At 55.4% G+C, this 13,342-nt stretch carries 13 protein-coding genes and 1 tRNA gene; 4 read left to right on the top strand and 10 right to left on the bottom strand.

Going from position 1 to position 13,342, the window contains the following annotated elements; genetic code table 11:
• Positions 1–15 precede the first annotated feature (15 nt).
• The 3 genes from AD949_RS13925 to AD949_RS00560 all read right to left on the bottom strand — a co-directional run bounded on the left by AD949_RS13925 (position 16) and on the right by AD949_RS00560 (position 2,852).
• Positions 16–588, bottom strand: coding sequence for a hypothetical protein (locus tag AD949_RS13925; protein WP_156475906.1), 573 nt, complete (start codon positions 586–588; stop codon positions 16–18).
• A 269-nt stretch (positions 589–857) separates the two neighbouring features.
• On the bottom strand, positions 858–2,498 hold the full coding sequence (groL, locus tag AD949_RS00565) for a chaperonin GroEL (RefSeq protein ID WP_048836622.1): 1,641 nt from the start codon (positions 2,496–2,498) through the stop codon (positions 858–860).
• 60 nt (positions 2,499–2,558) lie between these two features.
• Positions 2,559–2,852: a co-chaperone GroES gene (locus AD949_RS00560; protein ID WP_025828601.1), complete on the bottom strand. Its 294-nt coding sequence runs from the start codon at positions 2,850–2,852 to the stop codon at positions 2,559–2,561.
• 209 nt (positions 2,853–3,061) lie between these two features.
• On the opposite strand from AD949_RS00560, the gene AD949_RS00555 reads away from it, so the two are divergent.
• Both AD949_RS00555 and AD949_RS00550 read left to right on the top strand, forming a co-directional pair.
• Positions 3,062–3,739, top strand: coding sequence for a dienelactone hydrolase family protein (locus AD949_RS00555; RefSeq protein WP_048836623.1), 678 nt, complete (start codon positions 3,062–3,064; stop codon positions 3,737–3,739).
• Between the two features lie 119 nt (positions 3,740–3,858).
• Positions 3,859–4,062: a cold-shock protein gene (locus tag AD949_RS00550; RefSeq protein ID WP_048836624.1), complete on the top strand. Its 204-nt coding sequence runs from the start codon at positions 3,859–3,861 to the stop codon at positions 4,060–4,062.
• A gap of 101 nt (positions 4,063–4,163) precedes the next feature.
• Here the strand turns inward: AD949_RS00550 and AD949_RS00545 are convergent, their stop codons facing one another.
• The 3 genes from AD949_RS00545 to efp all read right to left on the bottom strand — a co-directional run bounded on the left by AD949_RS00545 (position 4,164) and on the right by efp (position 8,662).
• Positions 4,164–7,118, bottom strand: coding sequence for an ATP-dependent DNA helicase (locus tag AD949_RS00545; protein WP_048836625.1), 2,955 nt, complete (start codon positions 7,116–7,118; stop codon positions 4,164–4,166).
• Positions 7,119–7,225: 107 nt separating this feature from the next.
• Positions 7,226–8,056, bottom strand: coding sequence for an inositol monophosphatase family protein (locus tag AD949_RS00540; protein ID WP_048836633.1), 831 nt, complete (start codon positions 8,054–8,056; stop codon positions 7,226–7,228).
• Between the two features lie 39 nt (positions 8,057–8,095).
• A complete protein-coding gene (efp, locus tag AD949_RS00535; RefSeq protein WP_048836626.1) occupies positions 8,096–8,662 on the bottom strand; it encodes an elongation factor P in 567 nt (188 codons plus the stop codon).
• 154 nt (positions 8,663–8,816) lie between these two features.
• On the opposite strand from efp, the gene AD949_RS00530 reads away from it, so the two are divergent.
• Positions 8,817–8,906: transfer RNA gene (locus AD949_RS00530), tRNA-Ser, on the top strand.
• Positions 8,907–9,182: 276 nt separating this feature from the next.
• Here the strand turns inward: AD949_RS00530 and AD949_RS00525 are convergent.
• The 4 genes from AD949_RS00525 to AD949_RS00510 form a co-directional block, all read right to left on the bottom strand.
• The gene (locus AD949_RS00525) at positions 9,183–9,383 is read right to left on the bottom strand and encodes a hypothetical protein (protein WP_141325481.1); all 201 of its coding nucleotides are present in this window, start codon (positions 9,381–9,383) and stop codon (positions 9,183–9,185) included.
• A 463-nt stretch (positions 9,384–9,846) separates the two neighbouring features.
• Positions 9,847–10,002 carry a hypothetical protein gene (locus AD949_RS13920; RefSeq protein ID WP_156475905.1) on the bottom strand — a complete coding sequence of 52 codons (156 nt, stop codon included), beginning with the start codon at positions 10,000–10,002 and terminating at the stop codon, positions 9,847–9,849.
• A gap of 138 nt (positions 10,003–10,140) precedes the next feature.
• A complete protein-coding gene (locus tag AD949_RS00515; RefSeq protein WP_048836629.1) occupies positions 10,141–10,470 on the bottom strand; it encodes a helix-turn-helix domain-containing protein in 330 nt (109 codons plus the stop codon).
• Entirely contained in the window at positions 10,458–10,736 is a 279-nt protein-coding gene (locus tag AD949_RS00510) for a BrnT family toxin (protein ID WP_048836634.1), read from the bottom strand. Before AD949_RS00510 ends, AD949_RS00515 begins: the two co-directional genes overlap by 13 nt.
• Before the next feature lie 652 nt (positions 10,737–11,388).
• Between AD949_RS00510 and AD949_RS00505 the strand changes: the two genes are divergently transcribed.
• The gene (locus tag AD949_RS00505; protein ID WP_048836630.1) at positions 11,389–13,104 is read left to right on the top strand and encodes a Hint domain-containing protein; all 1,716 of its coding nucleotides are present in this window, start codon (positions 11,389–11,391) and stop codon (positions 13,102–13,104) included.
• Positions 13,105–13,342: the final 238 nt, after the last annotated feature.

Here is a 13,342-nt window from a genome sequence, read left to right as displayed (position 1 = left end):
ACAGCGTTATTGATACTATGCTGGCAGGGCACTGACAAAATTATACGGAATATAGTCAAAATCGGTTTCAGGGTGGAGAGTGTGCAACTGCTCGTGATAGAGCGCGGTCAGGTAGGAGCCGACAAGAAGCACTTTGTTAATTCTGACAGGTGTGACTTCAAGGTTAGATGGGAAGAGGAATTCAGCGTCTGATATGCCAGAAAGTGGGGATTGCGCGGCAGAGTCTGTAGGCTTCGTCGTTGGAGTCTCGAGGGGAGCAAGTTGATGAGTGTTTTGTTTTAAAATAAATCGAGTCTGAGTTGAAACTGGGTTTTCCAAAACAACATTGATAAGCCCGTCTTTATCCTTAAAAGTTTCAACAGTACGCCATGTAATTGTTCCATCCTCTGCGAGAATAAGGAGACGATAATTTTCTATGCGCCATGATCGTTCATTGGGGTGATCATATCCCGTTACTTTCCCATTAGGGTTGAGTCTGAGTGATTCTGTTAAAAAATAACCACCAACTGGGCCAAATGACCATGCTCCAGCTGTAATCGGAGGGGATATATTATTGGGAGGGCCTTGGAAATTTTTTGTTTCAATCATTCTGACACACCTGCTTGAGACGGATCTATACTGATGGGGTGCTTAGCGCCTCTATAGCGACACATATTTCCCCAACATGTGCAACGCAGTATAATGGCTCTCTGAGGATATGCCACGTGTACGAGCCAAGATATTTTATTCAGAGTGATTGTTCTCAATAGTGAACAATAAAAAAGCGGATGCAACCAAGGCTACATCCGCTTTCTTCAAGTTTTCCGGAACCCAAGACCTTAGTTCTTTGGTCTTGGGTTCCAAATCGATTGAGTGACTTAGAAGTCCATGCCACCCATACCGCCCATGTCAGGGCCGCCAGCCGGAGCGGCTTTCTTTTCAGGGCGTTCTGCAACCATGGCTTCCGTGGTGATCAGCAGGCCAGCAACAGAGGCTGCGTCCTGCAGAGCTGTGCGGACAACCTTGGTTGGGTCGATAATGCCGGCATCAACCAGATTCTTGTATTCGCCAGCCTGTGCATCGAAACCAAAGGCATATTCTTTGGATTCCAGCACTTTGTTGGCGATAACCGCACCATCTTCACCAGCGTTATGAGCGATCTGGCGCAGGGGAGCCTGCAGAGCCTTGCGGATGATGTCGCCACCAACGCGCTGATCTTCATTGTGGTAGTGCAGGTGAGCAAGGTTAGCAGAAGCGCGGGCCAGAGCCGTGCCACCACCCGGAACGATGCCTTCTTCAACGGCAGCGCGGGTTGCGTGCAGAGCGTCGTCAACGCGGTCTTTGCGTTCTTTGACTTCAACTTCCGTAGAGCCGCCAACGCGGATCACGGCAACACCACCAGCCAGTTTGGCCAGACGTTCCTGCAGCTTTTCACGGTCGTAGTCAGAGGTGGTTTCCTCGATCTGCGCACGGATCTGCTTGCAACGACCCTTGATTTCGTCGGACTTGCCAGCGCCATCAACGATCGTCGTGTTTTCTTTGTCGATACGGACCTTCTTGGCCGTGCCGAGCATGGGCAGCGTGACGGTTTCGAGCTTGATGCCGAGATCTTCGCTGATCACCTGACCACCGGTCAGAATGGCGATGTCTTCCAGCATGGCTTTACGACGGTCACCAAAGCCCGGAGCTTTAACAGCAGCAATCTTCAGGCCACCGCGCAGCTTGTTGACAACCAGAGTCGCCAGAGCTTCCCCATCAACGTCTTCTGCAATGATCAGCAGCGGACGGCCGGACTGCACAACAGCTTCAAGCAGCGGCAGGATCGGCTGAAGAGAAGACAGCTTCTTTTCATGGATCAGGATGTAGGGGTTTTCCAGATCAGCCGTCATCTTCTCCGTGTTCGTCACGAAGTAGGGGGAGATGTAGCCACGGTCGAACTGCATGCCTTCAACCACGTCCAGTTCGGTCTGGAAGTGCTTGGCTTCTTCAACCGTAATGACGCCCTCGGAGCCCACTTTCTGCATGGCTTCGGAGATCATCTGGCCGATTTCGGCTTCACCGTTTGCAGAGATCGTGCCGACCTGAGCAGTTTCCGCCGGGGTGGTGATCTTCTTGCTGTTCTTCTTCAGCTCTTCAACAACGGCGTGAACTGCCTTGTCGATGCCGCGCTTGAGGTCCATCGGGTTCATGCCAGCGGCAACAGCCTTGTGGCCCTCACGCACGATGGCCTGAGCCAGAACGGTTGCTGTCGTCGTGCCGTCACCAGCGATGTCGTTGGTTTTGGACGCCACTTCGCGCAGCATCTGTGCGCCCATGTTTTCGAACTTGTCAGCCAGTTCGATTTCTTTGGCAACAGACACACCGTCTTTGGTGATGCGCGGTGCGCCGAAGCTCTTGTCGAGCACAACGTTACGACCTTTGGGGCCGAGCGTGACTTTTACGGCATCAGCGAGGATGTCAACGCCACGCAGCATACGCTGGCGAGCGTCACCACCAAACTTTACGTCTTTGGCAGCCATATCAAATTCTCCTGTGAGAGATCACTTTAAAAGGTCGAAAAGCGGATCAGCGCGTTACACTCAGGCGGAAATCACGCCCAGAATGTCACTTTCTTTCATGATCAGCAGCTCTTCGCCGTCGATCTTCACTTCCGTGCCGGACCATTTGCCGAACAGGACGCGGTCACCAGCCTTGACATCAAGCGCCACAACCTGACCCTGCTCATTGCGAGCGCCGGGACCTGCGGAAACAACTTCACCTTCCATCGGCTTTTCTTTGGCCGTGTCAGGGATGATAATGCCACCGACGGTTTTTTCTTCGCCAGCAAGGCGACGAACCACTACCCGGTCGTGTAAAGGACGAAATTTCGTCATTATGGATCGCTCCACATTCTGTTTGCTGCGGTGGCGTCCTTGTCAGGAAGCGACACCACCTGCATCTGCCGCGCGTAATAAACGCCGCGTTGCGTTAGCACTCCCACCCCGGGAGTGCCAGAACAGGAGATAGGTTTGTCCTCCCCCTAAGTCAAGAAATGTGGAAAACTTTCTTTGTTGTTTATTTATGACGGAGAGGGAGTCGAGATATGGGGCGGATCATCACACTCACAGCATCAGACGGGCATGAGTTCTCAGCCTATGAAGCCGGGCATGCGGATGCGCCCTATGCGCTGGTTGTGGTGCAGGAAATTTTTGGTGTGAACGGGCATATCCGCCATGTGTGCGATACGTTTGCTGAGCATGGTTTTCATGTCGTGGCTCCGGCTGTGTTCGATCGTGCCGAGCGCGGTGTGGAACTGGGATATGAAAAAGTAGATATTCAGACAGGTCTTGCGCTCCGCGGCCAGAGTCCACTGGAGAAAACACTTCTAGATCTGGTCGCTTCGGCCGCCGCGTTAAACAGAAAGAAAGTCGGTATTATTGGCTATTGCTGGGGTGGTCTGCTGGCATGGGAAGCCGCCGCGCAAACGGACAGTTTTGCCGCTGCCGTGAGTTGGTATGGTGGTGGGATTGCGTCTCGCATTAACGAGACTCCACGTTGCCCCGTTCAACTCCATTTTGGTGAAGCCGATACGAGCATCTCGCATACAGATGTGAGTGCTATTCGGGAGGCGCATCCTGAGCTTGAAATTTATGTGTATGACGGCGCGGGGCATGGCTTTGGGTGTGCGCAACGGGCGACATTCGACCGGCAGGCTTATGAACTGGCGCAGAAGCGCAGTCTCGCCTTTCTTGAAAAGACTTTGCACGCTCACGGCGGGTAAGAAGGCTGGAGATATGGGTATTTTGATTGACAAGACTGCATCTTCGTGACCCGATAAGTACATCCTGTAACCGGCCATATGGTTGTCCGGTAGGAGATATATGGGAAAGTTACCCGCCTATGCCGACCGGTACAGTTAAATGGTTTAATGCCACTAAAGGCTTTGGCTTCATCGCACCTGACGATGGGGGCAAGGATGTGTTCGTTCATATCACCGCAGTGCAGGCTGCTGGTCTGCGCGGTCTGAATGAGAACGAGAAGGTTTCCTACGAACTCGTGACTGAGCGTGGCAAAGTTGCTGCGACTGAGCTCAAGCCGGTCTGATAATCGGTCTGAGACGAAGGGCCGCAAAGCCCGGACGTGCGTTTTGGTCTGCCTGTTTGGTCTGCTTATTGAGCTCCATCTGGCAGCCGGACTGCGCGGTTTTATAAAAAGGCTCTGATTTCCCGCGCGGCCTCTGCAAGGCCAAGACGTCGGACTTCCGCTCCGGGAGGAAAAGCCGACAGCAGGCGGGAGGGTGTGCGGCGGTCTAGCAGCACAAAAACGCCTTTGTCAGACTGGCTTCTGATCAGCCGTCCGAAAGCCTGCCGTAACCGCAGGCGCGCAATGCGATCATCATACCCCGTGGTGTCACCTCCAGAAAGGTGAATACGGCGTTCTCTGTGTAGAATGTCCGGGCGCGGCCACGGCACCCGTTCAAACACAACCAGACGCAGGGCATTGCCCGGAACGTCCACGCCGTCACGCATGGCATCCGTGCCGAGCAGGCAGGCATGTTCTTCCGTCCGAAAAATATCGACCAGTGTGGCGTTATCCATTGCATCCACATGCTGTGCGTAAAGCGGTATTCCTTGTTCTTCCAGAGCGGGGGCGATGCGGCTGTGGACGCCGCGTAGGCGAGAGATGGCGGTGAACAGGCCAAGACCGCCGCCCCCAGATGCTTCAAACAGGGTGCGATACGCAGCAGCCAGATCTGCAATACTGGCGTGGTCCACATCATTCACAATAAAGGTACGAGTCTGTCGCCCGTAATCAAACGGGCTTGTCAGACTTGCGCGAATAGCCGGGGAGGGGAAATGGTTGGCGCCGGTACGCGCTTCCGCCGCGGCCCACGCATATTCGGCATCTTCTGTTTCCGGCTGGGCCTGTTCAGGAGGCGTATCGGACTGGTCCCGCAGTGTGGCGGATGTGATGAGCATGCCCTGAGCCGGCATCGCCATGACGGCGGCAAAAGGAATGGTCGGGTCCAGCCAGTGGCGGTGCAGCCCAACGTCATGCTCGCCGGGGCGTTGCTGCTGCCGCCTGTCCAGACGGATAAAATGAATATGGGAGGGGGTGATGTCGGCCGGGGGCGGCTGGCTTAGTGCATCCAGCATGGCAATCCATGCATCTAGCCGGGTAATGGCCCGCCGCCGGAGTCCGCGCACCATGGCTTCAATCCGGCCGCGTGTGACACTGTCCAGAGACTCTGCATCGTCTTGCAGGCGAGCCTGAAGGCGTTCGGCAAGGGTGCGGAGTGGTTCAGCAAGTCTGCTCAGGGCGCGGGCCAATGCCTGACCTGCTTCTGGCAGAGCAGGGATAAGCGGATGCAGGTCACATTCCAGCGCACCATAGTGATGCGTCTGCCGACGATCTTCGCTTCGGGCTAGCACCTGCTGCCGCAGTAGGCGCAAAAAGCTTTCTGTCGGGTTTTCCAGCACGGGCTCTGGCAAGGCTGGTGCGGGTGGCGGAGGCCCATCGGGGTCTTCTATCGGTGGTGGTTCGGGTGGTGTCGTATTTGATGAGTCGGCCTCTGCCAGTCTTGTGGACCAGCCGGGGGCGGGCAGGGCGTGTGCTGCCATGAGCGCGGCATCCAGCGGAGCTTCCAGTCTGGGAAAGCCGACAACCAGATCATCCAACCGTCTTTTCAGGCCACGGGCGCGGGAGCGTCGGCCTTCGGCTCCCAGTAGCCATCGGCGGAGTTCCGCGGCTTCCAGCCCGGAGAGTTCAGCGGAAAACGCGCCGTCCGCTGCATCCGCCAGATGGTGGCCTTCGTCAAAAACATAGCGGGACGGGGTGGCGTCTTCTTCCGTTTCTTCCGCATTATCCCCCATGGCGGCCTGCGCATAAGCCGCCTGCGCCATCACGAGTGCATGGTTGGCAATGACAAGATCGGCTTCTCGCGCCCTGCGGATTGTGTGTTCCACAAAGCATCGCTGATAGTGCGGGCAGGCCCCGTGAATACATTCGCCGCGTCGGTCTGCAACGCCGGAAACGCTTCCCTGACCGTACAAATCTCCAAACCAGCCGGGGAGGTCGCCGCCCAGCAGGTCTCCATCTGCGGTGGCACGAGTCCAGCGGGCGAGCATGGCAAGGGCGATGGTGGCGCTAGCGGGGCGGGAGGCCGCGCTGTTGACCGTCTCTTCCATATTCAGCAGGCATAGATAATTTTCACGCCCCTTGCGTAGCACAACGTGATGGCGGCGCGTCGCGGCGTCTGGAAAAAGGCGATGTGTTTCTTGCTCGATTTGGCGTTGCAAATGACGTGTATAGGTGCTGATCCACACACTGCCGCCATTGCGTTGTGCCCAGACGCTCGCCGGCGCGATATAGCCGAGAGTTTTGCCGGTTCCTGTCCCGGCTTCCGCGAGTACAACCGCAGGGTCGCCGCGATGGGTGCGGGGTTCAAACGCAGCGGTGGAGACACTCGCAAAATCCGCCTGACCAGCTCTGCTTTCTGAGCCCTCGCCCAGCAGGGTGCGTAAACGTGTGCGGGCTTCGGCGGAGGTGATGGGGTGAGAGGCTGGGGCCGGGCGCGGCGCAACATCTTCCCATTTGGGGAGAATTCGCCACACACGCAGGGCGTCAGCCGGTTGCAGGACGTCTTCCGGCAGATTGCCTCGGGCATCCAGCCGTTCGGGCAACCCCAGTGTTTCGGCCACGGTGCCAGCCCACGGCCAGCCTGCCTGTGCCAGCCGGATGGTCAGGGCGGCGAGCATATCGCCCGATGGGCTGGATTTCTGGCGGCCCAGTTCCGTCAGCATGATTTCGACTAATATGGGAAGGAGATCGGCTTCAGCTTTGCCGATCTGGTCGTTTTCCAAACCCAGAGCCAGCGCCAGCCCGCGTGGGGTAGGGGCTGCCGTGCAAGCTGGATAGACAAATGTGAAAAGCTCCAGCAAATCCAGCCATGGCGAGGGCTGGCCCGGAGGCGGGAGGTCCAGCCTGCGCGCAACGGAAGGCGCATGGACCACCAGCGGGCACGGCATGGTGTCGAGCCGGGCGCGGAGTTCTGATGCGGAGAGTGTTAGAAACTCGCCGTCTTCTGTTAGAAGGGAAAAGCCACGATGATGCGCCGTCAGGGCGGGCGCGTCGTGCGCAGAGGGAAAGGACGCCTGCATAGAGGTTCCACCTTACGCAATCTGAAGTGTGTGGCTAGGGGGCGGAAAAGAGAGGGTGGAAAAAAGGCGACCTGCTCAAAGGAAACGGGTCGCCTTTTGGAAGAAGGTTAGGGGGCTTCTTTCAGGCTTTCTGCGACTACGTCCAGCAGCTTGCTATGCATGTTACCATTGCCAGCCACAATCATGACGTCATCCGGCATATCGTCCAGATCGAGCCCTTCCGGGTCTGTTACCTGACCGCCGGCTTCCCGTACGATCAGGATACCGGCTGCGCAGTCCCACGGTTTGATGCCAAACTCCCAGTAGCCTTCATACCGGCCAGCAGCGACCCATGCGAGGTCAAGTGCTGCGGCACCAAAGCGACGGATACCGGCCACACGCGGCATGAGATTGCCCATAACGCGGGCAAAGGGCAGGCGCTGGCGGGCAGGCACTTTTGCAAACGGAATACCGGTTGCAAAAACGGCTTCCTGCATGTCCCGGCGGGCAGAAACACGGATGCGACGTTCATTGAGGAACGCGCCCGTGCCTTTTTCCGCCCAGAACATTTCATTGCCGGCTGGGTTATAGACCAGAGCGGCAGCCAGTTCGATCTTGCCGTCCGGCAGTCTGCGCTGGAGGCCGATGGAGATGGCCCAGTGCGGAATGCCGTGCAGGAAGTTGGTGGTGCCGTCCAGCGGATCTACAATCCAGCGCCACGTCCAGTTATCACCACCGGATTTACCGGATTCCTCCATCAGGAAAGCATAGCCGGGGCGTGCCCGTTCCAGCTCTTCACGCAGGGTCTGTTCTGCACGCAGGTCAGCCTGAGAAACAAAGTCACCCGGCCCCTTGATGCTCACCTGAAGCTGCTCGACTTCATTGAAATCGCGCAGGAGACGCTTGGCTGCCTTCTGGGCAGCGGTTTGCATCACCATCATGACGGGGGAAAGACGCATGGCCACTATGTTTTGTCCTGTCTGGAGTAAGGCGAAAGATCAGTCTTTGGCGCGTTCGACGTAAGAGCCGTCTTCGGTCCGGACAACAATGCGTTCACCGGCTTCAATAAAGGGCGGCACCATGGTCTTTGCACCATTGGAGAGCTTTGCGGGCTTGTAGGAGGAGCTGGCCGTCTGGCCTTTAACCACCGGATCCGCCTCGATAATTTCCAGCGTAACCTGCGGCGGCAGCTCGACCCCGACCGGGTCACCTTCCACGAGGTGGACATTGATGGTCATGTTGTCCTGCAGGAACGGTGCCTGATCACCCAGCAGATCGACCGGAATCATGGTCTGCTCGAACGTTTCAGGGTCCATCAGCACGAGGGATTCACCGTCGGTATAGGAATACAGATATTCCCGGTCCTCGGTCATCAGACGTTCGACACTGTCAGCTGTACGCCAGCGTTCGTTGGTTTTATTGCCGGTTTTGAGGTCGCGCATTTCCACCTGAATGAAAGCGCCGCCCTTGCCGGGGGTAATGATCTGCTGCTTGAGCACCGTCCAGCGACGGCCATCATGCTCGATAACCTGACCGGCCCGGATCAGGTTCGCCTGCTGTTTCATAACTCGTCCCTGAATGGATGGATGTAAGGACCGGGCTTTTACAACTCCAGACAGCCAAGAGCAAGCCGAGGAAGAGAAACAACGCGCACAAAACCCTTTTTCACCCGCTGGACAGGGCCTGCGGGCATGCGTATAAGGCTCTCACTCTGATGCAGGAAGGGTGGCCGAGTGGTTGAAGGCTCCAGTCTTGAAAACTGGCGTACGGGTAACCGTACCGTGGGTTCGAATCCCACCCCTTCCGCCATCAGGTGATAAATATCCCAATAAAAACAATACGTTAGATAATGGGTGAGAAATTTTACCCCCTTATTTCCCCTCTTAAAGCGATTGCTAGGCTATCAGAGATCTAGAGCGGGGAAGATCAATGGAATACGTTTTATCTATATTGATATAGATAAAACGAATAAATTAGGTCGCCTATCTCATCACGTTTTCAGGTAGGGACACTCTTCTTCCCATACGCAAAAAAAGGGGCCTTCCTTGTGAGAAGACCCCAGAGATATCTGACTGTGGTTGTTGCTCAGTTTCCGGCGATCTTCCGGCCTGTCAGTCTGAACCAGTGCAGGATGCCTGCATCCAGAACCGCCATAGTCTTATGCTCTATTTCTGTGGAGCTGTTCTTTTGCCCCGCCCATGCTTCTGTTCCAGCCTCCAGTGCTGCGGTCAGGCCCCTCTGGAAGATTTCGTCCGTGCTGCTTTTTGCATGGTGGTAATCCGCCACAATCACACCCAGACGCTCAGGCGTTACTTCAGAGGCTCCGGGGCCGCGCGCTTCGGCTGCATAAAGCTCTGTCAGTTTGGCGCAAGCGGCTTGGGGTGTAATGGTGACGATGTTCTATCAGGTGCTGCACGATTTCCGCGCGAGTAGCTTTCAGGCAATCCAGAAGCTCAGGGGTGATTGCTGCTTTGTTGCCCCGTATGACTGGCTTGCCATCTGCAAGCGCAATCTCACAGCCAAGCCAACACGAGAGACGGTGCGGCTGGCCGAGGTTGTTCAACGTGGTAGCAGGCCCATGGCTCGCGGGCGTAGGTTTCGAGGTGAATGAATTGTGGGCTCATGCACAATTCTGTGCCCGGCCGTCATGCAAGGCACCAGAGGAAAGCAAGAGAGCGTGTCCGAAATTCGGACGCGCAAACCGGGGCAACACCGCCAATCTTGAAGCCTTATTAACCGACTAAGGCTTTCAGCGGATGACCCGAACGCGCACCAGCCAGTCTCCGGCTGCATTCTGCCGGAAGTCCAGATCCTGCTTGCTACCATTGGTCAAAGCGCGGGTAATAGTCCAGACCTCTCGAAGATCTCGCCTGAAGGCCTGCTCAGGATTGGCTGGCGTTCGCATCCCCTCCGGCCATAAAGCATTCTGTGTGGCAAGAAGAGGGGGGACTGCCTTGTCCAATTTGGACAGCGCACTTTATCGGAGGGAAGAGCCTGCTACATTCCTTTTGCGGCTTCGTCTTCTGGCTTATGGCCTATCGTATCAGGCGACCATTGCCCGACGCACAGCATCAGGCTCACGCCAGAGAACCCGCAAGAGCGTCCTCACGACTGGATCCAGACCAACCCGGCCCTGTTCCCAGTTCCGCCACGTTGCAACCGGCACGCCAGCCAGAGCAGCAATCTCCTTCTGGGTCAGCTTCAAATGGCGGCGCACTGTTGCCGGTGTCGGGTAAGGCAGCCCCGGCAATTCGTTATCTGTACCGTCTTCCTTGGCGTGCTGGTCAATGTCTTCATCCGTGGTGGCGTTCACTCGCTTCCAGTCGATGCCGGAAGGCCGTGCTTTGATTTCAGCCAAGGTCATTCTTGCCATTTTAACCACTCCTTCCGGTGCATCTTGCGGGCTGAGATAATGCGGATGCCATCACCTCTGGACGTATAAACAACCATGAAGGGCACGCCTTCAATCAGGCCAGCGGCCCTTATGCGCGGCTCTCCATAGTCTTTGCGATCATCTGGTCGCTCAATGACCGGGCCAGCAAAGATCATCAGGACATCCGCAAAACTGAAGCCGCGCTCTTCAAAGCAGGCATCGCTTTTCGCGTCATCCCACTCGAACGATTTTGGCCCGTCTGTCATGGTCACCATATACGCTAACAGCGCATAAAAAGCAATGAGAAACGCTTTTCAGGTCGGGAAAGCAAACGCCAGAACTGGCGGGCTGCAAGGTCAATTCAACCCTACACCTACCGGCTTCCCGGTATCCCCATCACCCGCGCACGGAGGGCCTCGAACCGCTCGATCTGGGCGGGGCTTGGCTTGCGAGGGATGCGTCTCTTGCAGGGTGAGCAGGGATTCCTGCCCACCTCCGTAACGGAGGCACCTGCACCTTCATGAGGCGGGCTCAGACGTTTGGGCACGTCCCGGCCATGTTTGCCAATCATAGCGGGCGCACCTCAATCACGGTCACGCTCTCCGGCCCGTAACGGCGCGACAGCCGAGCATCCACGATGTGGAGGAATCGAAGAACTGTTGGTTGATGCGCTTGGCTCGTGATTTCAGGCTTTTGGCGATTTGATTGACGGTTCCTGTGCCAGCCCAAACGCTTGAGGCCGTAGGCATCAGCAAAATTGACCTTAAAGACTGATGCGGGTGTTTGTTAATTTTTATTAAATTAAGATGTTTTTCTTGTCTTAACTTTTTTGTAGAGATAATGAGTTAGTAGGTTATTAACTTTCGGCGGTGGCAAAAAAAGGTCGCCGCTAATGCAGGCAGGGAAAGGTTTCGAGATATGGTAGCGACAGTCGCTTTTCAGCAAACTGGTGGCTCTAATACAGAACTCACACCGACCGATGGTGTAATTACAATCTCTACTTCTGGCTCTATTGTTGCCGCAGCATTGTATCCTGGCTTTCCTTTTCCGAATACATCTGCAGCCACCACTGTCAATGTTCTTATTAATAATAAGGCTGTTGTTTCTGCGGTAAGCTGGAACATTGGTGAAGCAGCAAATCCTGCTATTGTCACTATCGCAAGTGGCGCATCTCTTACACTTGATAATTCTGATAAAATCGCCCCCAACTCTCATGTTGTTGTTGGCAACGGTGGCACCTTGATTCTTGGTGGCTACGCCACAACAACGTCTGATCTGATCCAGTTTGATGGTTCTGGCGGTACGATTGAAATTGCTGCTGGCACGACGCCTAGCGTCATTCAATACATCACCAACATCTCTGAGAACGATACGATCATCATTGATGGTCTTTCAGCTGATGGGTACACTTACAATAAAGGCGTTTACACTCTTACTAGCGACGGGCAGCCTATTTCTGGAACATCAGCTTTCCAGCTTCCCAGCGCAAACGAAGGTACGACCTTCACCGTTAGCACGATAACGGTGGACAACGGCAACGGCACAACCACCACCAAAACAGTTCTCAACGCTCAGCACGTGGTCTGCTTTCTTCCCGGCAGCATGATCCGTACGGCTGAAGGTGATGTTGCTGTTGAAAACCTCCAGATCGGTGACAGCGTTGTCACTTTCGACTGGAAGACCGGTGAAGAAACTGTTCGCCCGGTCATCTGGGTCGGTAAGGCACATGCTACAGTGCAGCCGCACCTAGCCGACGATGAAGCCGCCTATCCGGTCCGCGTTCTGAAAAATGCTATTTCAGAAGGTGTGCCTTATAAGGACATGCTGATTACGGCTGAACATTGCCTCTTCTTTGACGGCAAGTTCGTTCCGGTCCGCATGCTCGTAAACGGAAGCTCCATCTTCTACGATAAGTCTTTCACGTCTTACGATTATTACCATCTGGAAACAGCCGAGCACGCTGTGATCGTGGCCGATGGCATGCTGACGGAAAGCTATCTGGATACAGGTAACCGTCGTTCCTTCCGTCAGGAAGGTAAGGTTGCAAGCATTGGTGGCCGTGCTAAGGCATGGGCAACAGATGCCGGTGCAGAACTGTGCGTTGACCGTGCATTTGTAGAACCGCTGTTCCGCAAACTAGAAGCCCGTAAGAGCAGCGTTGCTGAAGGTCTGCGTGATGCTGACGTTGTGGCTCTGACGGACGATGCCGATCTGCATCTGGTGACAGAAACCGGCGCGGTTGTTCGCCCGGTTCGCCATGAAGGTCTGCGTTATAGCTTCATGCTGCCGGCCAATGTGGCTTCTGTTCGTATCGTTTCCCGTGCTAGCCGTCCGTCTGACGTGATTGGCCCGTTTGTGGATGATCGTCGTCAGATGGGTGTCGCTGTCGGTGACATTACGTTTGTAACGGCTGCACGTCAGGAAAACATTGTGGGGCATCTGGCTGAAACCAAGCCGGAAGGCTGGCATGCTGATGCGAGCCAGAGTGACGCTGCATGGACCAATGGCAATGCTACGCTGCCGCTGTCTGGTCTCACGGATGGTAACATGGGGCTGCTCAGCCTCGATATTGTGGCCGCTGGCCCGTATGTTGCAGCAGTGCAGAAAGAAGATGCTCAGGTGTTGAGCGCCTAATTTTTCTTTCTTAGTTTTATAGACTGCGATGCAGGCTCTGTTCCGAAAGGAGCAGAGCCTGTTTTTTTGAGGAAATTCTTGAAAGCATTTAATATTTGAGCTCACAGAGTCTCTCTTGTTCAAAAAGTCCTACATTCAGAGGATTTTCAGGCGGTGCCGACTTCGGCTTCACTTGAAACTACGTTTTCGGTAAAGAAAGCGTGTTAGAGCCTGTTTGGAAATTCGCTGAAGTGTGATT

This window comes from Acetobacter orleanensis (assembly GCF_001581005.1).
Classification (GTDB): Bacteria; Pseudomonadota; Alphaproteobacteria; order Acetobacterales; family Acetobacteraceae; genus Acetobacter; species Acetobacter orleanensis.
The sequence above is the reverse complement of the archived record's forward strand: the minus strand, read 5'-3'. Positions and strand labels throughout refer to the sequence as shown.

Bases quoted from the DNA above. Each gene is read 5' to 3' on its own strand.
- AD949_RS13925 (WP_156475906.1), bottom strand. From the start codon at position 588: ATGATTGAAACAAAAAATTTCCAAGGCCCTCCCAATAATATATCCCCT.
- groL (WP_048836622.1), bottom strand. From the start codon at position 2,498: ATGGCTGCCAAAGACGTAAAGTTTGGTGGTGACGCTCGCCAGCGTATG.
- AD949_RS00560 (WP_025828601.1), bottom strand. From the start codon at position 2,852: ATGACGAAATTTCGTCCTTTACACGACCGGGTAGTGGTTCGTCGCCTT.
- AD949_RS00555 (WP_048836623.1), top strand. From the start codon at position 3,062: ATGGGGCGGATCATCACACTCACAGCATCAGACGGGCATGAGTTCTCA.
- AD949_RS00550 (WP_048836624.1), top strand. From the start codon at position 3,859: ATGCCGACCGGTACAGTTAAATGGTTTAATGCCACTAAAGGCTTTGGC.
- AD949_RS00545 (WP_048836625.1), bottom strand. From the start codon at position 7,118: ATGCAGGCGTCCTTTCCCTCTGCGCACGACGCGCCCGCCCTGACGGCG.
- AD949_RS00540 (WP_048836633.1), bottom strand. From the start codon at position 8,056: ATGCGTCTTTCCCCCGTCATGATGGTGATGCAAACCGCTGCCCAGAAG.
- efp (WP_048836626.1), bottom strand. From the start codon at position 8,662: ATGAAACAGCAGGCGAACCTGATCCGGGCCGGTCAGGTTATCGAGCAT.
- AD949_RS13920 (WP_156475905.1), bottom strand. From the start codon at position 10,002: ATGCGAACGCCAGCCAATCCTGAGCAGGCCTTCAGGCGAGATCTTCGA.
- AD949_RS00515 (WP_048836629.1), bottom strand. From the start codon at position 10,470: ATGGCAAGAATGACCTTGGCTGAAATCAAAGCACGGCCTTCCGGCATC.
- AD949_RS00510 (WP_048836634.1), bottom strand. From the start codon at position 10,736: ATGACAGACGGGCCAAAATCGTTCGAGTGGGATGACGCGAAAAGCGAT.
- AD949_RS00505 (WP_048836630.1), top strand. From the start codon at position 11,389: ATGGTAGCGACAGTCGCTTTTCAGCAAACTGGTGGCTCTAATACAGAA.